At 70.0% G+C, this 24107-nt stretch carries 19 protein-coding genes and 1 tRNA gene; 9 read left to right on the top strand and 11 right to left on the bottom strand.

Translation table 11 applies throughout. From position 1 onward, the window contains the following. The first annotated feature begins 191 nt into the window (after nucleotides 1-191). From P9K36_RS15770 to P9K36_RS15755, 4 genes are all read left to right on the top strand, one after another. On the top strand, nucleotides 192-1691 hold the full coding sequence (locus tag P9K36_RS15770) for a hypothetical protein (protein WP_278305461.1): 1500 nt from the start codon (nucleotides 192-194) through the stop codon (nucleotides 1689-1691). Between the two features lie 73 nt (nucleotides 1692-1764). Next, the gene (locus tag P9K36_RS15765) at nucleotides 1765-3288 is read left to right on the top strand and encodes a phytoene desaturase (protein WP_278305460.1); all 1524 of its coding nucleotides are present in this window, start codon (nucleotides 1765-1767) and stop codon (nucleotides 3286-3288) included. After that, nucleotides 3269-4339 (top strand): phytoene/squalene synthase family protein, encoded by a 1071-nt coding sequence (locus P9K36_RS15760; RefSeq protein ID WP_278305459.1) that lies wholly within the window; start codon nucleotides 3269-3271, stop codon nucleotides 4337-4339. Before P9K36_RS15765 ends, P9K36_RS15760 begins: the two co-directional genes overlap by 20 nt. Nucleotides 4340-4360: 21 nt before the next feature. Further along, nucleotides 4361-4489, top strand: a complete 129-nt coding sequence (locus P9K36_RS15755) for a hypothetical protein (RefSeq protein ID WP_257791596.1) — start codon at nucleotides 4361-4363, stop codon at nucleotides 4487-4489. Nucleotides 4490-4696: 207 nt separating this feature from the next. Here P9K36_RS15755 and hemC read toward each other — a convergent pair whose 3' ends face one another. Further along, a complete protein-coding gene (gene hemC, locus P9K36_RS15750; protein WP_043350729.1) occupies nucleotides 4697-5620 on the bottom strand; it encodes a hydroxymethylbilane synthase in 924 nt (307 codons plus the stop codon). A 186-nt stretch (nucleotides 5621-5806) separates the two neighbouring features. On the opposite strand from hemC, the gene P9K36_RS15745 reads away from it, so the two are divergent. The 3 genes from P9K36_RS15745 to P9K36_RS15735 all read left to right on the top strand — a co-directional run bounded on the left by P9K36_RS15745 (nucleotide 5807) and on the right by P9K36_RS15735 (nucleotide 8021). Then, the gene (locus P9K36_RS15745; RefSeq protein WP_043379947.1) at nucleotides 5807-6727 is read left to right on the top strand and encodes a metallophosphoesterase; all 921 of its coding nucleotides are present in this window, start codon (nucleotides 5807-5809) and stop codon (nucleotides 6725-6727) included. Nucleotides 6728-6928: 201 nt separating this feature from the next. Further along, entirely contained in the window at nucleotides 6929-7483 is a 555-nt protein-coding gene (locus P9K36_RS15740; protein ID WP_179696785.1) for a TerB family tellurite resistance protein, read from the top strand. A 76-nt stretch (nucleotides 7484-7559) separates the two neighbouring features. Continuing rightward, entirely contained in the window at nucleotides 7560-8021 is a 462-nt protein-coding gene (locus P9K36_RS15735) for a hypothetical protein (protein ID WP_043761209.1), read from the top strand. Between the two features lie 38 nt (nucleotides 8022-8059). Here P9K36_RS15735 and P9K36_RS15730 read toward each other — a convergent pair whose 3' ends face one another. Together P9K36_RS15730 and P9K36_RS15725 are read right to left on the bottom strand one after the other, a co-directional pair. After that, complete coding sequence (locus P9K36_RS15730; protein ID WP_043379941.1) at nucleotides 8060-9592, bottom strand: acyl-CoA carboxylase subunit beta; 1533 nt, start codon at nucleotides 9590-9592, stop codon at nucleotides 8060-8062. Nucleotides 9593-9750: 158 nt separating this feature from the next. Then, nucleotides 9751-9825: transfer RNA gene (locus tag P9K36_RS15725), tRNA-Val, on the bottom strand. A gap of 387 nt (nucleotides 9826-10212) precedes the next feature. On the opposite strand from P9K36_RS15725, the gene P9K36_RS15720 reads away from it, so the two are divergent. Both P9K36_RS15720 and P9K36_RS15715 read left to right on the top strand, forming a co-directional pair. Further along, nucleotides 10213-10425, top strand: coding sequence for a SelT/SelW/SelH family protein (locus P9K36_RS15720; protein WP_278307287.1), 213 nt, complete (start codon nucleotides 10213-10215; stop codon nucleotides 10423-10425). A gap of 55 nt (nucleotides 10426-10480) precedes the next feature. Next, nucleotides 10481-12697 carry an HWE histidine kinase domain-containing protein gene (locus P9K36_RS15715; RefSeq protein WP_081948575.1) on the top strand — a complete coding sequence of 739 codons (2217 nt, stop codon included), beginning with the start codon at nucleotides 10481-10483 and terminating at the stop codon, nucleotides 12695-12697. A 45-nt stretch (nucleotides 12698-12742) separates the two neighbouring features. Here the strand turns inward: P9K36_RS15715 and P9K36_RS15710 are convergent, their stop codons facing one another. From P9K36_RS15710 to P9K36_RS15675, 8 genes are read right to left on the bottom strand one after another with little or no spacing between them, the layout of a single operon-like run. Then, a complete protein-coding gene (locus tag P9K36_RS15710) occupies nucleotides 12743-13891 on the bottom strand; it encodes an ABC transporter permease (protein WP_182591601.1) in 1149 nt (382 codons plus the stop codon). A gap of 11 nt (nucleotides 13892-13902) precedes the next feature. Beyond that, nucleotides 13903-14919 carry an ABC transporter permease gene (locus P9K36_RS15705; protein ID WP_043758002.1) on the bottom strand — a complete coding sequence of 339 codons (1017 nt, stop codon included), beginning with the start codon at nucleotides 14917-14919 and terminating at the stop codon, nucleotides 13903-13905. Beyond that, complete coding sequence (locus tag P9K36_RS15700; RefSeq protein WP_043355097.1) at nucleotides 14916-16871, bottom strand: ABC transporter substrate-binding protein; 1956 nt, start codon at nucleotides 16869-16871, stop codon at nucleotides 14916-14918. The genes P9K36_RS15705 and P9K36_RS15700 overlap by 4 nt, the downstream gene beginning before the upstream one ends. Continuing rightward, complete coding sequence (locus P9K36_RS15695) at nucleotides 16868-17734, bottom strand: hypothetical protein (protein ID WP_179696782.1); 867 nt, start codon at nucleotides 17732-17734, stop codon at nucleotides 16868-16870. Before P9K36_RS15695 ends, P9K36_RS15700 begins: the two co-directional genes overlap by 4 nt. Continuing rightward, entirely contained in the window at nucleotides 17734-19575 is a 1842-nt protein-coding gene (locus tag P9K36_RS15690; protein WP_179696781.1) for an ABC transporter ATP-binding protein, read from the bottom strand. Before P9K36_RS15690 ends, P9K36_RS15695 begins: the two co-directional genes overlap by 1 nt. Next, complete coding sequence (locus P9K36_RS15685) at nucleotides 19572-21524, bottom strand: glycosyltransferase (RefSeq protein ID WP_278305455.1); 1953 nt, start codon at nucleotides 21522-21524, stop codon at nucleotides 19572-19574. Before P9K36_RS15685 ends, P9K36_RS15690 begins: the two co-directional genes overlap by 4 nt. Next, nucleotides 21512-22789 (bottom strand): glycosyltransferase family 4 protein, encoded by a 1278-nt coding sequence (locus P9K36_RS15680; protein WP_278305454.1) that lies wholly within the window; start codon nucleotides 22787-22789, stop codon nucleotides 21512-21514. The genes P9K36_RS15685 and P9K36_RS15680 overlap by 13 nt, the downstream gene beginning before the upstream one ends. Further along, nucleotides 22786-24036, bottom strand: coding sequence for a glycosyltransferase (locus P9K36_RS15675; protein WP_278305453.1), 1251 nt, complete (start codon nucleotides 24034-24036; stop codon nucleotides 22786-22788). The genes P9K36_RS15680 and P9K36_RS15675 overlap by 4 nt, the downstream gene beginning before the upstream one ends. Between the last annotated feature and the right edge of the window lie 71 nt (nucleotides 24037-24107).

Raw genomic sequence — 24107 nt, 5'->3', positions numbered from 1 at the left:
TCTGAGGCGGCTGCCGGTGCCCCCTCGGCCGCCGGGAGAACACCTATCTGTGCAGGCACTTCCGATATCAATACAACCGAAAGTTAGCGTTAATCATTCCACTAGAAGATGCATTCTGTTCCCGCTCGCTGATCGCTGAGTTGCATGGCCGGTTCGGAACCCCGTCCCGCTGCGCAGCAATGGAGTTCCAGATGCGTCCCTCGACCCTCGTGCCGGCTCGCGCCCGGGCTGCCTGGCTCGCCGTCCCCCGCTGGTGGATCACGCCGACCATCCCGCTCACCGCCGGCCTCCTGATCTGCACGGCGCAGACGACACCGGTCCAGGCGCAGCTTCTTCGCGGCACCCTGGACACAACCACGGGTAGCATTCTGGGCACCGGCGTGACGCTCGGCACCACCGCTCCCGGGACCGGCATCCTCGGGACCGGCCTCAACGTCGGGACCACGAGCGGAGGCGTCCTCGGAACCGGTCTGGTCGTCGGCACGACCGGCCCAGGCGACGGACTGCTCGGCACCGGTCTCAACCTCGGGACAGCGAGCGGAACCGGAACTGGCGGAACTGGAACCACCGGTGGAACCGGCGGAAGTGTGACGGTCGGTGGGACCGGCGGAAGTGCGACTGCCATCGGGACCGGCGGAAGTGTGACTGCCGTCGGGACCGGTGGAAGTGCGACTGCCGTCGGCGGAACAGCGGGAAGCGGAGCAGCCGCCAGCGCCAATCAGGGTCTCTACATCGTCACAGGGAGCACCACGCAGTCCCAGGGCCAGACCGTAATCACCGACCTGAGACTCTCGCAGCTGTCCAGCATCACCGGCGTCGCCGCCAACAACACCAGCGGCTTGGCCGCCCCGATCGCTGTCGGCGCCGACGCCCTCGCGGTGGGCGCCGGTTCAAGTGCAGCCGGTTCGGCATCGACCGCCGTGGGCACCGGCGCGAGCGCGGCGAATACCGGCAGCGTCGCCCTCGGCTTTGCGGCGAGCGCTCAGGGCCTCGGCGGAACGGCCATCGGTACGGCGTCTGCGGCGTCGGGGGCCGGGAGCACCGCGCTCGGGTTCGTCGCCGGGGCGACCGGGACAGGTTCCACCGCCATCGGCGCGGCCGCTTCGGCCGCCGGAAACAACAGCGTCGCGCTCGGAAACGGGGCTGCCGCCGACCAAGCCAACACGATCGCCATCGGCGCCAACGTGAAGACCACGCAGGCCAACCAAGTGGCGATCGGAAATTCCGCCAACACCTACCGGCTGGCCGGCGTCGCATCTCAGGCGAGCGCTGCCGCTCAGAGCGGAGCGACGGCCTTCGTGACCACCGATGCCAGCGGCAACCTTGCGGCCTCGGCCTACGGGCCGTCGACGATCGCAGGTCTCGGCAACCGAATCGATTCGGTCCAGGGACAGGTCAACGCTTTAGAGGCCAAGACCGATTCCGTGCAGCGCTACGCCATCCAGACCCGCAAGGAGGCCCGGCAGGGCGTGGCGATGGCCATCGCGATGGCGACCGCGCCGATGCCGTCCGCGCCGGGCAAGACCACCTGGGCGACGAATGGCGCAACCTATCGGGGCGAGTGGGCCGGCGGCCTTGCGGTGGCGCACCGCTTGCCGACCTGCTGCGTCCCGATCGCGGTCACGGCCGGCATGGCCTATGGCGGCGACAACGCCGTCGGCGTCCGCGCCGGACTGGCCGGCGAGTTCTGAACGACTGGGACCCGGCACGGCGGACGGCACTTCGATCTTGCGCGTCGGTGAAAGGCCGCAGTAGTGTCAACCAATGCTGACACTCGCGGTCGACCACAGGGTTGCGCATTCGATCGATGGGCGTCCGCACGCCGTCGTCGTCGGCTCAGGCTTCGGGGGTCTCGCCGCCGCGATCCGTTTGGGTGCGCGGGGCTACCGCGTCACCGTCCTCGAACGCCTGGCCCAGGCCGGGGGCCGTGCCCGGGTCCACCGGCAGGACGGCTTCACCTTCGATGCCGGTCCGACGATCGTCACGGCACCGCAGCTTTTCGAGGAACTCTGGCAGCTCGCCGGCCGCCAGCTCGCGGACGATGTGACGCTGGTGCCGATGGATCCGTTCTACCGGATCCGCTTCGCCGACGGGACATCCTTCGCGTACAGCGGCGACGTGGATCGCATGCGCGCCGAGGTCGCGCGCTTCGCACCGGACGACGTCGCGGGCTACGAGCGCTTCATGGCTCACAGCCAGGCCGTTTGCCGAATCGGCTTCGAGCAGCTCGGTCATGTGCCTTTCGGCAGTGTCGGATCGATGCTCAAGATCGCACCCGACCTGTTGCGCCTGTCCGGACACCGTTCCGTTTACGAGGTGGTGGCGCGGTTCATCCGCGACGAGCGGCTACGCACGGTGTTCAGCTTTCACCCGCTGCTGATCGGCGGCAACCCGTTCCGAGCCAGCGCCATCTACTGCCTGATCGCCGATCTCGAGCGGCGTTGGGGCGTCCACTTCGCCATGGGCGGGACCGGGCAGCTGGTCGACGGCTTGGTGCGTCTGATCCGGACACAGGGCGGCCGCCTCCGCCTCGGCGTCGACGTCGCGCGCATCCAGGTGGAGGAGGGCGCTGCCACGGGTGTCGTACTGACCAGCGGCGAGGTGATCGGCGCCGACCTCGTGGTCTCCAACGCCGACTCGGCCGTGACGCATGCGAGTCTGCTGCCGGAAGCGCAGCGCTGGAGCCGCACCCGGTTTCGGCGGGCCCGATCGTCCATGGGGCTCTTCGTCTGGTATTTCGGCACCAATCGGCAGTATCCGGGGGTAGATCATCATACGATCCTGCTAGGACCGCGGTACCGCGGCCTGCTGGCCGACATCTTCGACCGGAAGGTCTTGGCCGAGGACGCGAGCCTCTACCTGCACCGGCCGACCGCCACCGACCCGAGCCTCGCCCCCCCGGGATGCGACGCCTTCTACGTCCTGGCCCCGGTGCCGAATCTCGCGGGTGGCCAGGATTGGCAGGCGCTTGCCGAACCGTACCGGCGCCGGATCGCCGCCATGCTGGAGGCGAGTGTGATGCCCGGCCTGTCGGAGTCCATCGTCACGTCCAAGGTGACGACCCCTCTGGATTTTCAGGACGATTTCCTGAGCTACCGGGGCTCGGGCTTCGGTCTGGAGCCGGTGCTGACCCAATCGGCGTGGTTCAGGCCGCACAATCGGTCGAACACCGTCCGCAACCTTTACCTGGTCGGCGCCGGCACACACCCGGGTGCGGGCCTGCCCGGCGTGCTCTCCTCTGCCCGTATTCTCGACAGCGTGGTCCCCGATGCCCGCGTTACCGCCTGAATTCGCCGCCGCGGCCGACCGCACCGCCTGCCGGGTCGCGATCCGGGCCGGTTCGAAGAGCTTCTTCGCCGCCGGCCAATTGCTGCCGGCCGAAGTCCGCGAGGCGGCCTACGGCCTCTACGCCTTCTGCCGACTCTCGGACGACCTCGTCGACGACGCGGCCGATCCGGCCGGACGACGCGACGCCGTGGCCCGCCTCGAGGCACGCATCGGCCGTGCCTATGCCGGGCGACCCGCCGACGCTCCCGCCGACCGGGCCTTCTCGGAGATCGTCGCCACGTACGCGATCCCGGAGGCCCTGCCGCGTGCCCTGATCGAAGGCTTTGCCTGGGACGCCGAAGGCCGGCGCTACGCCGATCTGGGGGCGCTCCATGCCTACGCCGCCCGTGTCGCCGGCTCCGTCGGTGCCATGATGGCGCTGATCATGGGCACCCGCGAACCGGACGCCCTGGCCCGCGCCTGCGACCTCGGCGCCGCGATGCAATTCACCAACATCGCCCGCGACGTCGGCGAGGATGCCCGGATGGGCCGTCTCTACTTGCCGCTGGACTGGATGGATGCGGCCGGGCTCGATCCGGAGGCATTCCTCGCAGATCCGCGGCCGAGCCCGGCGCTGGCCAAGGTGGTGGCCCGCCTCCTCGCCGAAGCGGACGTCCTCTATACCCGCGCGGAGGCCGGAATCGCAGCGCTGCCGCGCGGCTGCCGGTCGTCGATCCGGGCGGCCGAATTGATCTATTCCGAGATCGGCCGCGTGGTGGCGGCGCACGACTACGATTCGGTCCAGCACCGCGCCCGGGTCGGAACGGCACGGAAGCTGGTTCTGATCGCCCGCGCAGCCCGCACGCCCGCAGTCGCGGCCGGCCTCGGCGGGCCTTCACTGCCGGAAGCCGCCTTCCTGATCGAGGCTGTCGCGCGCGAACCGCTCGTGCCGACGCGTCGGCGCCCGGCGCTGCGGCCGTGGTGGGATGTCGGCGGCCGGGTCGTGCACGTCCTCGATCTGATCGAGCGGATGCGTGAGCGCGAGACGTTCGGCCGCTCGGCGCCGTCCTGACCTGCGGCCTGGAGGACATCGGTGAGCGACGGGCTGTTCGCGGCTTTCGATATCGGCCTCGTCTTCGCCCTGGCTTTCGGGGTGGGGATTTGGCAGCTTATCGTGGTCCGCCGCAGCATCCGGCGTGATCGCGATCGCGAGCCGGACTGAGGCGATCCGCACCGCACAGGTCCCGGCCGACTGGCCAGGCGCTGAAAGCGCCCGTCGGCGGATCCGGGCTCTGTCAGCGACGGGCGACGTCAGGCCCCAAATTCGCCCTCCAGCACGTCACGCTCCCCGCCACAGGGCGGCGGCCGGTCGCCATCCGCACCGACCTGCGTGAAGGCGATCGGGAGCGTGGGTCCTGCGGCCCGTCTTCTACTGCAGGTGACGGGTATAGGTGTCGCCGGCAGCCGCCTTGAGGGCGGCTCCCGCCTCCTGGCCGATCCGCTCCGCATCCGCCACGGGCCCCTGTCGGGACGCGGACCAGTGGCGGCTGCCGTCGGGCAGGAACAGCAAGCCGTCGATCCGCAGGACATCCCCGTCGATCTGCGCCAGGGCGGCGATCGGCGTCCGGCAGGATCCATCGAGTTCCGCGAGCAGCGATCGCTCGGCCGACACGGCGATGGTGGTCCGGGCGCAGGCGATGGGCGCCAGGAGGTCGCGGATGACCGCGTCGTCCGTACGGCACTCGATGCCCAGTGCCCCCTGTGCCACGGCCGGTAGCATCTCCTCGACCGACAGGACGCTGCGGGCCATGTCTTCCAGCCCGAGGCGCTGGAGGCCCGCCAGGGCGAGCAGCGTCGCGTCGCATTCCCCGGCCTCGAGCTTGCGCATCCGGGTGTTGGCGTTGCCCCGCAGCGGCACGACCCGGAGATCGGGCCGCCGCATCAGAACCTGCGCGCCGCGGCGCAGCGACGAGGTCCCGATCCGCGCGCCCGCCGGCAGCCCCGCCAGACCGTCCGCGTGCGGCGACAGGAATGCGTCCCGCGGATCGTCACGTTCGAGGATGCAGGCGATGGTGAGCCCGTCGGGAAGCCAGGTCTCCACGTCCTTCATCGAGTGCACGGCGACGTCGACCTCGCCGGCGAACAGCGCCTGCTCGAGTTCCTTGGTGAACAACCCTTTGCCGCCGATCTCGGAGAGCGGCCGGTCCAGGATCTTGTCTGCTACGGTGGTCACGACCACCAACTCGGTCTCCAGGCCCGGATTGGCGGCGACGATTTGGTCCCGCACCATGCCGGTCTGCGCGAGCGCCATCGGAGAGCCGCGGGTGCCGATGCGCAGGGGGCGGTTCAACATCTGGTTCCGGATCACTTCGCTGGACGAGACACTGCCTTATAAACCGAGCGGGGCGGCAGGCCATGGTCCGTCTCGCGGTTTCGAAGCGGCAAAGCGCGATCGTGAAATCCAGTCTTGCCCCGCTTTCGCCGGACTGCGCTCCTAGCGGGACACCGGCGTAGTTCGGAGCCAACGGGTGTTGTCGCGATGCTGATCATGCCGAGCCGACGGCAAGTCCTGACGGGGCTCGCTGCAGGCGCGGGCATCACCGCCGCCACCGGCGTCTATGCCCTCGACATCGAGCCGCTGCATCGGCTGGTGGTGACATCCTATGCGCCGACCCTGCCGCGGTGGGATCCGTCGCTGCAACTACGGGTGGCGGTCCTGGCGGATTTCCACATCTGCGAGCCGTTCATGCCGTTCGACCGGGTGGCGCAGATCGTCGAAGCGACCAACGCGCTCGAACCGGATCTGGTGCTTCTGCTCGGCGATTATCCGGCCGGGCGGATCGCGTGGCGCAAGCTGCCGCTCGATCAGTTCGCCCGGATGATGACCGAGCTCAAGGCGCCCCTCGGCACGCACGCGATCCTCGGCAATCACGATTGGTGGGACGACCATACGGTCCAGCGGAACGGTCGCGGCGTGCCCGCGGTCAGGCGCCTGCTGGAGGCACAGGGTATCCCGGTTCTCGAGAATCGTGCGGTGCGCCTGGTGAAGGACGGCCGGCCGTTCTGGCTCGCCGGTCTCGGCGACCAGCAGCCCTTCTTCGACGCGTGGAACACGTTCAGCTTGGCCGACCTGCCGCGAACGCTCGATCCGATCACCGATTCGGCACCCGTGATCCTGATGGCGCACGAGCCCGACATCTTCGTCGCCGTGCCCGACCGCGTCTCCCTGACCCTAGCCGGGCACACCCATGGCGGCCAGATTCGCCTGTTCGGCCACGCCCCCGCGATCCGCAAGGTGCAGGGACACGACTATTCCTACGGCCATGTCATCCAGGACGGCCGCCACATGATCGTCTCGGGCGGGTTCGGGATGAGCCGCATCCCGGTGCGGATGGGCGTCCCTCCCGAGATCGTCCTCCTCGAACTCGGCAAGACGGACGCGGTGACAGCCGCCAGCTGAACGCGGGGCGTTCGCGGGACCGCCGCTCGACTGTCAGACGATCGATGGATCGTCGAAGCACAATCTAGCCGCGCGCAAGTCATGCGATCGGAATTCTTTAGATCCGATGATGAATTCCGGTGCCCGGAGGCTTTCGGCGGCAATTTGACACATCGAGATGTGCATGGGACCGTCCCGCATCGATTCGATCTGGGGACGTTCATGCCGATCCTGCTCGGCCTCATCGGTCTCATCGTTGCGGGACTGTTCTGGATCTTGCGGACGCACGGGACCGTCAAGGGTCTGCAGGAGGTCAACCGGGACACGAAGGGGCTCCAGCGCCGCGCCGTGTCCACCTTCGAGAACCTCGTCGGAACGCCGCTGCAGCGTGTGCGCGATCCCCGCTTGGCCGCGATCATCCTGATGATTCAGCTGGTCCGTACGGGCAGCCCCCTGACCGCCAGCGAGAAGACGCGGATCCTCGAATACATGGAGACGCCCCTGGGGGTGGAGCGGATCTCGGCGACTTTCGAGCGGGCCTGGTGCTACACGCAGGCGCGGCTTCCCTTCTCGCACGTCGCCGACGCGCTGGCTCCGCTGCTGCGCGACGCGCTGACACCGGCCGAGCGGGAGCAGTTGATCGCGATGCTGACCCAGGTGGCTGGCGCGCATTCTCCGCCGAGTGAGTTGCAGCGCGAGGGCATCGCCCGCCTGAAGCGACGGCTTCTCGCCGGTGCGGGGGCCGCTCTCGACCCGCAACGGGGCGAATCCGCCTGATCCGGACCATGGCGGGTCGGAGGCGCCGAAGCGCCGGTTGGCTCGCCTTTGCGCGCCGTCGCGCTACCTCGCGGGAATGCGCGCACTCTTCCCCCTGATCGTCTTCACACTTCTCGCGGCCGGCTCGGGAACGGCCCGGGCGCAATCCTGCGACACCTTGATCGACAAGGTGACCGGCGAGACTGCGGCCAAGACTACGGATCGCCGGAGCGACTATGCCAGCTTCACGGCCGGTGAGGACATGACCCTGACCCTCGCCTGCGGCGGACCGGACCACTCGTCGGTCGGCGCCCAATATCGGGGCGCCACTCCGCCGGATCGCTATTTCGACGTGTTCGGCAAGGCCGGCCACGCGGTGACGGGCATCGATGCCTCCGTCATCACGGAGGCCGCGCACCGGGCCCAGGCCACCGCGACCAAGCTGCGCCACAGCAATGTCGATCTCGGCGGCGCTCGGGTGACCTGTTCGGCCATGGTGTCGCCCGACAAGGGTCCGCTGACCCTGTGCGCGGTGATCGAGAACAGCGACCGCAGTTGAGAGGCCGGCGGAGCGTGCCGCCGGCCACCGCGCCCGTGTCAGAGCGGGATGTTGTCGTGCTTCTTCCAGGGCTGCTCCATCTTCTTGGTGCGGAGCATGCCGAGGGCCTTGGCGATCCGGCGGCGGGTCGAGTGCGGCATGATCACCTCGTCGATGTAGCCGCGCTCGGCCGCCACGAACGGTGACAGGAAGCGGTCCTCGTACTCGCCGGTGCGGGCCGCGATCTTCTCCGGGTCGCCGATCTCGCTGCGGAAGATGATCTCCACCGCGCCCTTGGCGCCCATCACGGCGATCTGGGCGGTCGGCCAAGCGTAGTTGACGTCCGCACCGACGTGCTTGGAGGCCATGACGTCGTAGGCGCCGCCGAAGGCCTTCCGGGTGATGATCGTCACCAGCGGCACGGTCGCCTGCGAATAGGCGAAGAGCAGCTTCGCGCCGTGCTTGATCAGGCCGCCATATTCCTGGGCCGTGCCGGGCAGGAAGCCCGGCACGTCCACGAAGGTCACGATCGGGATATCGAAGGCGTCGCAGTAGCGCACGAACCGCGCGGCCTTCCGCGAGGCGTCCGAATCGAGGACGCCTGCAAGCACGAGCGGCTGGTTCGCCACGAAGCCGACGGTGCGCCCCTCGATCCGGCCGAAGCCGGTGATGATGTTGCGGGCGTAGGCGGACTGGATCTCGAAGAAGTCGCCCTCATCCACGACGCGGCGGATCAACTCGCCCATATCGTAGGGCTTGTTCGGATTGTCGGGGATCAGCGTATCGAGGGATGCATCGATGCGGCTGACATCGTCGAAGCTCGTGATCTCCGGCACGCCGTCGGTGTTGTTGGCCGGCAGGAAGTCGAGGAGGCGGCGGATCTGCAGGATCGCCTCGACGTCGTTCTCGAACGAGCCGTCGGCGATGGACGACTTGGTGGTGTGGACCTTGGCGCCGCCGAGCTCCTCGGCCGTGACGACCTCGTTGGTGACGGTCTTCACCACGTCGGGGCCGGTCACGAACATGTAGCTCGTGTCGCGGACCATGAAGATGAAGTCGGTCATGGCCGGCGAATAGACGTCGCCGCCCGCACAGGGGCCCATGATCACCGAGATCTGCGGGATCACGCCCGAAGCCATGACGTTGCGGCGGAACACCTCCCCGTAGCCGCCGAGAGCCGCAACGCCCTCCTGGATGCGGGCGCCGCCGGCGTCGAAGATACCGATGATCGGGGCGCGCATCTTCAGCGCCATGTCCTGGACCTTAACGATCTTCTGGGCGTGCGCCTCCGACAGGGAGCCGCCGAACACCGTGAAGTCCTTGGAGAACAGGAAGACCGTGCGGCCGTTGATCGTGCCCCATCCGGTGACGACACCGTCGCCCGGGATTTTCTGCTTCTCCATGCCGAAATCGGTGGAGCGGTGCTGCACGAACATGTCGAATTCCTCGAACGACCCGTGGTCGAGGAGGAGTTCGATCCGCTCGCGCGCCGTGAGCTTGCCGCGCTTGTGCTGCGCCTCGACGCGCTTCTCACCGCCGCCGAGCCGGGCCTGCGCCCGCCGCTCTTCGAGCTTGTCGAGGATATCCTTCATGGCTGTTCCCGCCCTTCCCCTGCCCGTAACCTGCGACCCGGATCGGGCCGGGTCCAAGCTTATGCGTTCACCGATCGAGCGCCCTTAGCACGCGCATTTCGGGTGGCAAACCGACACGGTGGTCCACGGGATCAGACCGTCTGGGGATGGGAGCGGGATGGTGGACGGTGCAGGGATCGAACCTGCGACCTTTCCCGTGTGAAGGGAACGCACTACCGCTGTGCTAACCGTCCGTACCGGCGTGCCGTTTCAACGCACGCGATCGAGCCGCTCGCCCTCGAGGGCGCCGCAACCCGGTGGCCGGCGTTCTAGAGCGCGGCGGCCCGGGACGTCAAGCGCGGCCGACGATCTTTGCCGTACGGAGACGGGCCGGCGAAGCGCCTCCGCATCCCGAATTGCCGAGTCCGGGTTCGGCCGTCGCCGGCGGCAGGCGCGCCGCTACGGGCTTCGGCGAGGTTGACAAGGCCCGCGGCCCGGTGCGCTGTGGGGTCATGCACGATGGGCCAGCGGGCGCGAGACAGGGCAGCGACGTGACGGCGGCCTGCGCGACGGGGCCTGATCGGCCGCGCGTGGCGATCACCTACTGCACCCAGTGCAACTGGCTGCTGCGCGCAGCCTGGATGGCGCAGGAGCTCCTCTCAACCTTTCGCGACGATCTCGGCGAGGTCGCCCTCGTCCCAGCCTCGGGGGGCCTGTTCCGCATCACGCTGGGCGATGCGCTCCTCTGGGAACGGGTGCGGGACGGCGGCTTCCCGGACGTGAAGACCCTGAAGCAACGCGTGCGCGACCACCTCGACCCGGCGCGCGATCTCGGCCATATCGACCGATCATGAGGCGAGGGAACGGCAAGGCGCCTGCGGGGCACTGCGGGCCGGGGACGGACCCCGCTTGAGTCCGGATCACCAAGCCGAGGGGGCGGGCGTCCCGGCGATCATCCCCGCGCGCCGGTCGTGGCTGTCGCGGCGGCTGCATCGCTTCGGGCGGAACGGCTTCTCGACGCAGGTCTACCTGATCGCGCTGGTGATCGCGCTGATCGGCCCGGGCCTGCTGTTCACCAGCATCCTGCTGATGCGCTACGCCTCTGCCGAGCGGGCGCGCTTCGAGCAGGACGCCCGCGAGAACGTGCGCGGCATCGGCCTATCCCTCGACCGCGACACCGCCGGTCTGGTCTCGGTGCTCCAGACGCTGGCCACCTCGCCGCGGATCCGGCAGGGCGATTTCGAGGCGTTCGACGCCCAAGCGCGTCTCGTGCGCGAATCGATCGATCTGGACGTCCTACTGCGCCGGCCCAACGGTCAGGAGGTGGTGAACACCGGCGTTCCTCGTGGGGCGCCGATGCCGATCGTCGCGTTCCCCTTCGATCAGGACCTCGCCCGGGGCACGCAACGGGCGATGGTAAGCGGCTACGTGCCGGGTCCGATGCCGGGCGAGGCGACCTACGCGGTGGGCGTGCCGGTGATGATCGACGGCGAGGTCGGCTACATCCTGAGCTTCACGGTGCCCCTGTCGCGCCTCCAAGGCATCCTGTCCCGTGAGGTCGTCCCGGGCTGGACCACCGGCATCAGCGACCGGGCCGGCATCGTTCTCGCCCGGCTGCCGGATCCCGAGGCGGTGGTCGGCAAGCCGCGCCTTGCCAGCCTTCGACAGGTGCAGTCGGCGACGCCCGGCGTCTGGGACGGCCAGGACCGCCAGCACAAGCCGGTGGTGGTGATCGAAGCGCGCTCGCGGCTCACGGGCTGGATGGTCGCCACCAGCATCCCGCAGACTGTCGTCGATGCGCGGGTGCGGCGCTGGATCTGGGCGTTCGCCGGTTTCGGCCTGCTGGTCCTCGCCACGTCGTCGCTCCTGGCGGTGAATCTCTGGTCGCGGGTCTCGCGCCCCCTCCGGTTGCTGGCCGCCTCCGGGCCAGCCCTCGCCCGGGGCGAGGCGATCCCGCGGGTGTCCTCACCGGTGCACGAGATCCAGCGACTCGCCGTCGTGCTGTCCGAGGCCTCGCTCCGGCTGCGGACCCGGGAAGAGGAGCGCGACCGGGCGCTGGCGGAGACCAAGCGCGGCCTGAGCGCCCTGAGCGAGAGCGAGGCGCGCTTCCGGCACATGGCCGATTCGGCGCCGGCCCTGATCTGGATGACCGACGAGACCGGGGCGGTCAGCTTCGCCAATCTTCATTTCGAGCACCTGTTCGGGCTGCCGGCCAACCAGTTCAACGACGATGGCTGGCACCAGATCGTCCATCCAGATGATCTGGACGGCTTCCGGACCGCCTTCGCGGAGGCCTTCGAGGCCCGGATCCCGTTCCGCACGGAGGCCCGGGTGATCGACCGGACGGGGGCGGTGCGCTGGCTCCAGTGCGAGGGTGTCCCGCGGCTGGACGACGGACAGAATTTCCTGGGCTACACCGGCTGCAACATCGACATCACCGACACGAAGAATGCCGAGGAGCACCTGCTGCTCCTGATCCACGAGTTGAACCACCGGGTGAAGAACACCCTGGCGACGGTTCAGTCGATCGCCGCCCAGTCGCTGCGCGGGCTGGAGGGCGCGGAGGCCGATGCGGCACGCGCCGCCTTTGAGGCGCGCCTCCTGGCCCTGGCGCGGGTCCACGATGTCCTCACGCGGGAGAGCTGGGAGGGCGCGGAACTCTCCGCGGTCGTGGCGGACGCGATCCGGCCTCTGGAGGCCGGCGCCGGCCGGGACTCGCGGTTCCAGGTCGTGGGACCGGCCCTGCGTCTGCCGCCACGGCTCGCGCTGTCCATCGCCATGGCCCTGCACGAACTCGGTACGAACGCCGTGAAGTACGGCGCGCTCTCCGCGGAGGGCGGCGTGGTCGAGATCTCGTGGACCGTCCGGCGCGCGGAGGACATGCAGCTGTCGCTGCGGTGGTCCGAGCGCGGCGGTCCGCCGGTGAAGAAGCCGACGCGGACCGGCTTCGGCTCGCGTCTGATCGAGCGCAGCCTCGCCCGGGAACTCGCCGGCGAGGTCGTCCTCAGCTACGAGCCGACCGGCGTGGTCTGCACCATCGACGCCCCGGTGCCGCCGCCGGGCCTGCTCGAGCGCAAGGGCGTCGCCGCACCGACACGTATCGCACCGTTGCCGCTCGCGGGTTAGGGGTTTAGAGACGCCCGTCCGGACGTGCGGGGACGGCCGCCTCCGTCAGTGATAGGGATCGGCCGCGTCGCGCAGGCCGTCGCCCATGAAATTGAAGGCCAACACCGTCACCAGCACGGGCAGGACCGGCAGGAGCAGCCAAGGGTAGAGCTGCACCGCCGCAAGATTCTGCGCCTCGTTGAGCAGCACGCCCCAGCTGGTAACCGGCGGTCTCAGGCCCAGGCCGAGGAACGACAGGGCGGTCTCGCCGAGGATCATGGTCGGGATCGACAGGGTCGCCGAGGCGATCAGGTGGCTCATGAAGTTCGGGATCAGGTGCCGGCCGATCACCCGGGCAGGCGAGGCACCCATGAGTTCGGCGGCCTGGACGAAATCCTCCTCGCGCAGCGCCAGCAGCTTGCCGCGCACCGCTCGGGCGAGCCCGGGCCAGTCGAGCAGCCCGAGAATCACCGTGATCCCGAAGAAGATCAGCAGCGGGCTCCAGTTCGGCGGCAGGGCCGCCGACAGGGCGAGCCAGAGCGGCAGCTCGGGCAGGGAGCGGACCACCTCGATCAGCCGCTGAACCCCGGCATCGACCACGCCGCCGAAATAGCCCGCGATACCGCCGAAGAAGAGCCCGAGGGTGAAGGAGATCGCCACGCCGACAAGGCCGATGGTGAGGGAGATCCGGGCCCCGTAGACCATGCGGGAGAACAGGTCGCGCCCGAGCTTGTCGGTTCCGAGGAGGAACAGCGTGCCGTTCTCCGGCGGGCAGACGAGGTGCCAGTCGGTGTGGACGAGCCCGAGCCAGTCGTAGCCGTCGCCCCGGCAGAAGAACCGCAACGGCTGCGGCGCGGACGCGTCGACCTTGTAGTCCCGGCGGAACGTGTCGAGGTCGAGATGGGCCCGGTAGGGATAGACGAACGGGCCGACGAAGCGGTCCGCATGGAACAGGTGAACGCCCTGGGGCGGCGCATAGAGGTAGTCGCCGTTGCGGCGGGCCTGGCCGTAGGGTGCCAGCTGCTCGACGAAGGGCACGATCGCGTAGAGGGCGAGCAGGATCAGGGCCGAGGCCACGGCCAGACGATGGCGCAGGAACTTACGCAGGATCAGCCGCCAGGCGGACGCCGTCGCGACCGGGCTCTCGGCCCTGGCCTCAGGCTCGAAGGGGGCCGGATCGACGAAATGTCCCGATGCGGCGAGCGCGTCGTTCATGGCGGGCCGGTTCATCGCAGGCCCATGCGGATGCGCGGATCGAGCCAGACCAGGATCAGGTCCGAGATCAGCATGCCGACGAGGGTCAAGGCCGCGACGAACATCAGGAGGAAGCCGGCCATGAACTGATCCTGACTGCGCAGGGCTTCGAGGAGCAGCGGCCCGACGGTCGGCAGGCTGAGCACCAGAGAGACCAGAACCGAACCCGAGACGAGGTGCGGCAGCAGGTTGCCGATATCCGCCACGAACGGGTTCAGCGACATCCGGAACGGATACTTCAGCAACGCCTGCAGGGGCGGCAGGCCCTTGGCGCGGGCCGTGACCGTGTAGGGCTTGGCCAGTTCGTCCAGCAGGTTGGCACGCATCCGCCGGATCATGGCCGCCGTACCGCCGAGTCCGATCACCAGGGTCGGCACGATGAGATGCGCCAGGAGCGAGCGGACCTTCTCCCAGGTCCAGGGCTGGTTGGTGAGGGCCGAATCGTAGAGGCCGCCGATCGACAGCCCGAACCAGCGGTTGGCGTAGAAGAGCAGGATCAGCGCCAGCAGGAAGCCCGGGACCGCGAGGCCGACATAGCCCAGCAGGGTCACGACGGCGTCGCCGACCGTGTTCCGGTGTGTCGCCGAATAGATCGCCGCCGGGATCGCGACGAGGTGGACGAACACCACGGCCGTCAGATTGATCAGCAGGGTCAACCACAGGGCGTCGCCGACGACATCCGCCACCGGCTTGTCGTACTCGAACGACCAGCCCCAATCGCCCTGGAGCAGGCCCGAGAACCCAACCGAGCCGGGCATCACCCCGATCCACATCAGGTATTGCTGCCAGACCGGGCGGTCGAGCCCGTATTGCTGGATCAGCAACTCCGCCTTCGCCACGGAGCTGGCATCGCCGGTGGCGCGCAGCTCCATGATCCGGTTGGACAGGTAGTCGCCGGGCGGCAGCTTGATGATGATGAAGACGAGCGCCGAAATGACCAGCAGCGTCACCGCCATGGTGACGATCCGGCGAAGGATCTGACGGATCACCGGACCTCCGCGCGGGTGTCGGCGCCGGTCTCCCAGAACAGCTCGTCGAGGCGCTGCACGCCGATCATCGCAGTGGGTTCCCAGGAATAGAGGGCGCGCTTCGGAAGGTTGATCAGGCGATCCGCGCCGACAACGGGCTGGAGCGCCCCCGCCACCGTGCCGATCACCCAGGTGTTGCGCGCGTGATTCGTCAGCATCTCGCGCCAGATCGCGGCCTGCTTGGCGGCGTCGTCGGTGTCGCGCCACTGGCGGTCGAGGTCGAGCAGCCGCTGGACCTCCGGAACGTCGCAGGGCTCGCCGCTCTTGCCGCGGCTCTCGACGTTCATGCTCCAAAGGGGCCAGGAATAGTGCTCCGGCTGGGCAGGGCTCAGCTCGGTCGGCGGCATGATCGCGGTCGGCACCGCGAGGTCGAGCCCCTGGGCGGCTACCATGATGGTCATGCCGCCGATGGAGCGCCGATGCAGGTTGGTGCGCTCCTGCGGCTTTGTGATCAGCCGGATGCCGACCTCGCGCCAGAACTCCGTGATGAGGAGCAGCGCGTCCAGCACCATCTCGGCCTCGCCGTCGCTCTCCACCACGATCTCCAGCGGCCGCCCACCGGGCAGCAGCCGCGTGCCCGCGCCGTCGCGTCCGGTCAGACCGAGTTCATCGAGGAGCTTCGCCGCCTGCGCCGGATCGTAGGCGGCGTTCAGCGTCCGCATCTCCGGCTCGAAGAGGGCGCTGTCCGAGAGGATCGTATCGTTCCCCTCGGTGCCCAGTCCGAACAGCAGCGTGTTGTTCAGGGTCCGGCGATCGATGGCGAGCGACAGGGCGTGCCGGTAGCGCACGTCGCGGTTGAGCTGCCGCCAAGCCGGATCCGTCGTGGTGAGATTCGGGTAGAGGGCGATCTCCGATCCCCGGGCCACGGGCCACAGGTTGGTGCGGTACCGATGGGCCGCCTCACCCTCCTTGAGGCTCGGGATATCGGGCATCGTCAGGCCGCGAAACATCAGGTCGGCCTCGCCGGCGTTGGTCTTGGCGACCAGGAGGCCCTGCGAAGCCACGTCCATCACGATGGTGTCGACATAGGGCAGTTGCGTGCCGGCCGTGTCGACCCGGTGGTAGCTGCGGTTGCGCTCGAAGCGGAACCGGGTGGCCGGCGAGCGGGTCCGCGGCACCCAGCCCTGCAGGGTCGGACACTCCGGATTGTTGAGCTCGTAATTGTCGTCGAGGCGGTTGTGCAGCGCCGCCCAGCTGCGGAGCTTGAGCGCCTTGGCCTTCGCGTCGGCCGCCTCCTTGCCGATATAGCGGGCATGATACGGTTTCAGGTAGTGCGCCGGCCGGTAGATCAGCGGGTCCCGCGGCGCCGCCAGGGCGGGCAGGAACATCGGGTTCGGCCGGTCCCAGCTGTAGCGGACCGTGACCGGGTCGAGGAATTCCACCTGCGGCAGCTTGCCGTCGACCCGGAAGAAGGCCGGCGGCCCATCGGGATTCAGCGCCTTCTCGTTGGCGACGTCCTCCCAGTAATAGCGGAAATCCTCCGTGGTGAACGGATGGCCGTCCGACCAGCGGTGGCCCTGGCGGAGCGTGAAGGTGAAGCGCCCGCCCTCGACATCGACACGCTCCAGCACGTCGGGCCGCAGGTTCAGCGCGGCATCGTAGCCGACCAAGCGGGTATAGCCGTAGACCGACAGGTAGCGGACATCCCGGGCCTTCGCGATGAGGGTCCGGATCGTGCCGCCTGCCGTCCCGAGACGGCGGCCATGGGCAGCGAGGTCGGCGACGGCGGGCTTGGTCGGCGGCCCGGGCGCATCCGTCGGCGGCGTCTCTGCGAAGGCCCATGACGGCGCGCGCGACCAGCTCAATGTGGCGCCCAAGCCGACGAGGAGGGCGCGGCGGGAGACCGTGCCGTCCCGCCTGCCGCGGCGAGGGAGGGAGGCGGAAGAATCGTCCCGGAAGTCCCCGGCGCTCATGGGCTGCCCCGAAGCGTCACCGAGGTCAGCCGCGCCGGCGAGTAGCCCGTGGCCCGGTGCAGGTCATCGAAGGCATGCGACCGCACGATCAGGTCTGCAGCCTGCCGGAGAAGAGAATCGTCGGCCGGCTGCTCGAAGTGGCGGCCGTTCCGGGTCCAGCGGATCGGCTCCGGGCTGCGTTCGGGGCCGGTGATCATCGCGATGGTCGGATGCGCAGGTCCGCCATGGGCGTGGATCCGGTGTCCGGCCGCATCGTCGTCGAAGAGCAGACGGGTCAGGCCCCGGGCCTGCGCCTCGACGACCCGCCGCCCCTGGGCGACGTGGTCGTCGAAGAACGCCACCGTCCGCGCCGGGTCCAGTATGGACCAGTCGGCTTTCGACCAGTCGGCGGTGCTGTAGCGCGCCTGCCGGTCGCGGTACTGGAGGCCCGACAGGTCGGGATCGTGGCAGAAGATCTGTGCCTGCGGGCGGGCCTGCCGGATGACCCAGGTGGTGAGGCCGCGGAACACGCCGGATTCGACCACGAAATCCGGCTTCAGCGCCCGCATCGCGATGTAGAGCTGCAACGCGCCGTTGAAGCCGCTCCCGCCCCGGCGCTGGCGGACGGGCGCGGTGGGGATCAGCGCCCAGAACGCCTGGACCTGTTCGAGGACGTCGCCATCCGGAACCAGGCCGGCGGCGGCGAGATCCCGTTCCAGGATGGCGGCGGCCGATTCGAGCAGCGTCGCCACCTCGCGCGGTGACGTCGGCCGGTGGCTCCAGTCGGGGGCCGCCGGGACGAGGTCGTAGCCCAGGCGGTCGAAGAGCGGCGACAGCACCTTGCGGCGCAGGCGCTCCAGCATCACGGGTGGCCGGGCCTGCATCACGCGGCCTCGACCGCGTGGGCGGCGCCGAAGCGCACCCGGTGGCCGATCTCGACCGCGCGCATCGCCCCGGCCTCGTCGGGGGCCAGGCGAAAAGGCTCCTCCCAGCGCATCGGATCGTTCTGGTCGCCCGCGACCGCCGCGAAATCGAGCGGATGGTCGAGGCTCGGATCCGGCACGGCCGCGAGCAGCGCCTGCGTATAGGGATGCACCGGACGGCGGAACAGGGCGGCGCGGGGCGCCTCCTCGACGATGCGCCCCCGGCACATCACGCTGATGGTATCAGCCATGTAGTCGATCACTGCCAGATTGTGGGAGACGATGAGGTAGGAGAGCCCCAGCGCCGCCTGGAGATCCTTGAGCAGGTTCAGGATCTGGGCCTGGACCGAGACGTCGAGGGCCGAGACCGGCTCGTCGAGCACCAGCAGCCGCGGCTTCGGGGCGAGGGCCCGGGCGATGCCGATGCGCTGCCGCTGGCCGCCCGAGAAGGCGTGCGGGTAGCGGCCGAGACCGCTCGACTCCAGACCGACCATCGCCATCAGGGCACGACAGCGCTCCCGTCGCTCTCCTGCCGGGACGCCGTGGATCTCCATCGGCTCGGACAGGATCTGGCGCACGGTCATGCGCGGATCCAGGGACGCGTAGGGGTCCTGGAACACGAATTGGACCGTGCGGCGATAGGCGAACAACGCATCGCCGCTCAAGGCGTGGACGTCCCGGGGGCCGCTGCCGTCGTCGAACAGGATCCGCCCGGCATCAGGCCGCAGCGCCCGCATGATCATCTTCGAGACGGTGGTTTTGCCCGATCCGGACTCGCCGACGAGCCCGAGCGTCTGGCCGCCCGCGAGGCTGAGCGAGACGTCTGAGACCGCATGGACGGTCCGCGGCTTCTGCCACATCCGTCCCGCGCGCAGGGTGAAGCTCTTGCTGACGCCCTCGACCTGGAGGAGCGGCCCCGCCAGCGGCGCGGGCTTCTGCCCGGGCGGTATCTCGGCCCGCGCGGGGCGGATCGGCGTCAGGCGCTCGCCGGGTTGCATGTCGAAGCGGGGCACCGCGTGAAGGAGCGCGCGGAGATAGGCATGGCCCGGCGTCCGCATCACCGTGTCGCGCGGGCCCGCCTCCACGAGGCGGCCGCGATACAGGACCGCCACGTCGTGGGCGATGTTGGCCACCACGCCGAGATCGTGCGTGATCAGCAGGATCGCCATCCCGGTCTCCTCCTGGAGCCGGGCGAGCAGGGCGAGGATCTGGGCCTGCGTTGTGACATCGAGCGCGGTGGTCGGCTCGTCGGCCACCAGCAGGGCGGGCTTCAGGATGAGCGCCATGGCGATCATGGCCCGCTGGCGTAGGCCCCCGGACAGCTCGAACGGATAGGTCCGCAGGGCGCGGTGCGGATCGGGGAAGCCGACCCGGGCCAGCGCCTCCTCGGTTCGGGCATCCGCCTCCTTGCGGTCGGCACCGGTATGGATCCGCAGGGCCTCGCCAATCTGATCGCCCACCGTGTGGAGCGGAGACAGGCAGGTCATCGGCTCCTGGAAGATCATCGCGATCCGCTGGCCGCGGATCGCCCGCATCGCCTCGCTGTCGGCGGGGAGGCGCGCGATGTCGGTCTCCGTTTCGCCATCCCGAAACAGGATCCGGCCACGGGTGATGGCGGCGGCCGGGGGCAGAATCCGGAGGATCGCCTGGGCGGTCACCGATTTGCCCGAGCCGGACTCCCCGACGAGAGCAAGGGTCCGGCCGCGGTGAACGTCGAGGGACAGGCCGTGCAGCGCCTCGAACGGGCCGCTCTCCGTGCGGAACGCGACCGCGAGGTCGCGGATGGACAATAGCGGGCTCAACCCGTCCTCGCGATCTGTGAGACCCGAGACTTAGACGCCTTGGGGCCCATGTCCATCGCGGCGACGCCGAAGTGCTCGCGAAGATCCAGCAGCTGTATCGCCGGGTGCCGGACGAGGTGCGCGATCAGCGCCGCGACGAAGCTCCAGAGGGCGTCGTCATGGACGCGATGGTGGGTCAGCAGACCGACCGGCTGCTCCGGCGCACGGAGGATGGCGTCGGCGACGCCGGTCAGCAGCGCCTCCGGATCGCGCAGGGACCGGGTGCCCCGCCAGTCGATCGGGTCGAGCGTGGCGTCGAGCCGGCGCAGACCCGGAACCGGTGGGCCGGGTACGGCCGAGAGGCCGCAATAGCCGAGATCAGGCAGGGCGGCGGCGAGATCCGGCGCGAGGCGGTTCCAGGGTGGGACGAAGACCGGCAGCACCGTGGCCTCCGCCAGCCGCGCGCGGGCGATCCGCAAGCCGGCCGCGGCCTCCGCGATCCGGATATCGAGGGGCCGGTGCGCACCGAACTCCGCCGGCTTCTCGCCGGGGTGCGCATGGTTGCTGTGGGCGAGGCCATGAATGGCGACCCTCACGCCCGGAGCCGTTTCGAGGCGCCGTTGGAGCGACGGCTCGATCCCGGACGGAATTGCCGCGAGGAGCAGCGGGATGCCGTGCGCCTCCGCAAGCCCCACGAGCCGATCGAGCTTCGGGCTCGCCGCGATCGCATCGTCGTCGCGCCAGAACAGCGGAATACGCCCGCCGCGGGCGGCCACGGAATCCAGGGCGCGATCGATGACCGCGAAGGCCGGATCCGTCGCGGGAACGGATCCGCGCCGCGCTGGGTCGACGCCGTGCAGGCTCTCGACCAGTTCCACCGTGCGCCGGGCGCCGGCGATGTCGATGCCGTGCGGACCGGGGACGGGTGCAGCCGCCTGGGCCTCGACGGCCTGGACCAGGGTTTGGGCCGTCAACTCCGATTCCGGCAGCCCACGGGCGAGACCGCGGGCGGCGAGGCACGCGGCGCGCAGGCGTTGCTCGGTCTCGACGCCGGCCTCGAACGGCACCAGCACGGCGGGCGTGCCCGTGGCGAGGAGATCGATGGCCGTGTTGTAGCCGCACTGGCTCACAGAGACGGCGGCTCCGGCCAGGAGGGCGCGGTAGTCGGGCCGGGCACGGCCGAGGACGCCCGGAGGAAGATCGCGGCCGATCCCGGACAGCGCCGCCTCGGGCACGCCATGGCCGGCGAGGATCCGCCAGCCGAGATCCGGCCGTTGCCGGGCCGCCTCGGCGGCAGCGCCGAGCAGAACCAGCCCGGCCGGCCCGGATCCGGCGGCGACCAGCACGCCAGCGCGACGGGTTGCCGGCGAAGCGACCGTGCCCTCGTCCACGTAGCCGGTGTACCGGACTTTCGCGGCGGTGGCCGCATCGACGGGCCAGGAGGCATCGAGGGGCACGAGAGCCGGATCGCCGTGTACCAGAACGGCGTCGTAGAGGTCCGCCACGCGTGCGTGCGCCTCGGCGATGCGCGCGGGCTTCGTCGAGGCGACGAGAATGTCGCGGACGGATGCGAGGACGAGCGGGCGCGGCCGACCTGCACGAGCGGCATCCACCAGAGCCAGGAACTCGTGTGCCAGGGCGCGCCGGCCGAAGGGGAACAGCTCGGTGATGACGGCATCCGGTGCGAAGGCCGTCACGGTCTCGATCATCAGGGCGCTGCGGCGTGCCAGCAGCGCCGGCTCGGCCGGACGGCCGTCGGGCTCCAGCAGCGTCGAGAACTCCGTGCCGGCGATCCGGAGCGGCGGCAGCTGAACGAGGCGCAGGCCGTCGCGGCGGACCATCGGCGCCGGAACGCCGCCCGAGACCAGCAGCGTCTCGTGACCGGCCGCCGCGAAGGCGCGGGCGAGGGCGGCGGCGCGGGTGAGATGCCCCGCGCCCAAGAGATGCGTGACCGCGATCAGGACGCGCACGCGGGCAGCTCCGATTCGTGTGCGGCCACGTCCGACGACAGACCCGCGGAGGCACGCAGCCGGCCGGCGATCAGCGCGATCGCGGCCTCCTCGGAGAAGTCTCGCACAAGCCGCGCCCGGGCGGCCTCGCCCAGCCTCCGGCGGAGGCCCGGATCGTCGGCGAGACGGATCAGCGCCGCCGCCAGCACCGCCGGGTCGCCTGGCGGGACCAGGACCCCGTGCGTGCCATCGGTGATGAATTCCGGCGTGCCGGCGAATGCGGTCGCCAGAATCGGCAACGCTTGGCTTGCCGCCTCCATCAGCACGTTCGGCAATCCGTCGCGGTCGCCGCCCAGGGCCGGCTTCGTCGGCAGGACGAACAGATCGGCCGCGCGCATGGCCTCGATCACCGCAGGCTGCGCCAGGGCGCCCCGGAAGCGGATCCGCTCAGCGAGGCCACAGGTGCCAACCCGCGCCTCCAGGGCAGCGCGCAGCTCTCCGCCGCCGATCAGGTCGAGCTGCCAATGCAGGCCTGGGGGCAGGGTGGCCAGGGCGTCGATGAGATCGTCGTGCCCCTTCTTGGCGACGAGCCGGCCGACGCAGAGGAGCCGGAGCGGCCGGGCCGGATCCGTGCCGTCGCGCGTTTCATGCGGCGGCGGGATCGGAAAGCGGCTGAGGTCGAGCCCGTGGTAGGCGAGCAGCGTCCGGCCGGGCGCGAGCGCGTCCAGCCGTGCAAGCCCGTCGCGGGTACAGGTCACACCCCAAGCGGCGTCGCGCAGCTTCTCGGTCAGCTCCCAGTCCGGCGTCGTCCAGATATCCTTGGCATGCGCCGAGAAGCTCCACCGGCGCGCGGTGAGCAGCGCGGCGTAGCGGGCGACGCTGGCCGGCGTATGCAGAAAATGCACATGAATATGGGTGACGTCGGCCGGCAGTTCCCGGGCGAGGACCAGGGCCTGCCCGAGGCGGCGCAGCCGCGACGCCGTCGGGTCGCGCCGGAAGTCGCGGGCGAACAGCGCGAGAAGCGCCGGGAGGTTCCGCCGCCGGAACGCCGCACCGAGTCCGCGGAGCACACGCAGCGGCGCATCGCGCAGATATTCGGGCAGGTAGGCGGCCTCGGCTCGGATCTGCCCGTGCATCGGATGGCGCGCCCGGTCGGTCGGGCGGCGCAGGGACCAGATCTCCAGGGACAGACCGCGCCGCTCCAAGACGAGCAGCTCCTGCGCGATGAAGGTCTCGGAGAGCCGCGGATAGCCCTTCAGCACCACGGCGACCCGTTTGGCGCTCACGAATAGGCCTGCAGGCACGCGCGGGTCTCTTCGTCCGCGCTGCCGCGCGCCGTCAGCGCCCGCACGCGGCGGGCGACCGCGTCGAGGCCGTCGAGCAGACCCGGCACCAGCACCCGCGACGGCGGATCCTGCTCCGGCAGGTCGCGGAGCGCGGCCGCCATGCGCCCGGGCGTCCGGCCCTCGGCCTCCATTAGGACCCGCGCGAGGCCGAGCCGCTCGGCCGCGAGCGCCCGGATCGCCTGCTCCCGCCGCGGCTCGGTCCGGGGCACGAGGATTGCGCGACGGTCGAAGGACAGAATCTCGCAGAAGGTGTTGTAGCCCCCCATGGCGACGATGCCGGCGGCCTTTCGCAACAGGAACTCGATCTCGCTGTCGAAGGTGATCGCGGCGATTCTTCCGCCGAGCGCGCGGATGCGCGCCGCGAAACCGTCGCGGGTGGCGGTATCGAGGAAGGGACCGAAGGCAATCAGGGCGGGCAAAGGGATCGCAGGATCGGCCTCGTAGGCGGCGATCACCCAGTCGATCAGGGCGGCACCATCGCCGCCGCCGCCCGGCGTGACCAGAATGAACGGGCCGTCGGCGATGGCCGGCTCCTTGCGGCCGGCGCGGCGCTCCGGGAGGTCCCGGCGCAGATAGCCGGTATAGATCAGCCGCGCGTCGATGCGCGCGGCGATCTCGGGATCCATCGGCAGCGCCGCGAGGGGCTGATGGATCCGGCTCAGCCCATAGACCCAGATCTCGTCGTAGAACTGCACCATCGTCTCGATCGCCCCCTTGCGCTCCCATTCGGGCACGAGACGATCGGCGTCGTCGAGGACGTCGCGCAGTCCGAGGACCAGGCGGATGTCGCGGTCGGCGGCGCCTTCCAGCACCGGCAGCAACTCGCCGTGGAAGCCGGCCGGTTCCTTGTCGACGATGATCAGGTCGGGGCGGAAGGTTCCGCAGGCCTGGGCGATGATCGCCGACCGCTGCTCGACCGTGCGGGCGAGGGGGGTCGCCGCGTCGAGGCTGGCATAATTGCCATCCGCGAACTTGGTCACCGGCGGCAGCCGGACGGTCCGGACGCCCGGCGCAAAGGCGAAGCGATCAACCACCGGCGAGCCCGAGACGATCATCGCTTGAGCGCCGCGGTTGCACGCCACGATCGCGTTGGCGATCGCCCGCGAGCGGCGCAGATGCCCCAGCCCGAAGGTGTCGTGGCTGTAAATCAGGACGCGCGGGGCCGAAGACGCCTCGTCCAGTCGCATCAAGGTGACCGCCCCGGTTGACGGCGCAAGGATCGCAGCCGCCGCCCTCTCGCACAAGCCGGGCCGGGCCG

Origin of the sequence: Methylobacterium sp. 391_Methyba4, assembly GCF_029691625.1 — a bacterium.
GTDB classification, from domain to species: domain Bacteria; phylum Pseudomonadota; class Alphaproteobacteria; order Rhizobiales; family Beijerinckiaceae; genus Methylobacterium; species Methylobacterium fujisawaense.
The sequence above is the reverse complement of the archived record's forward strand: the minus strand, read 5'-3'. Positions and strand labels throughout refer to the sequence as shown.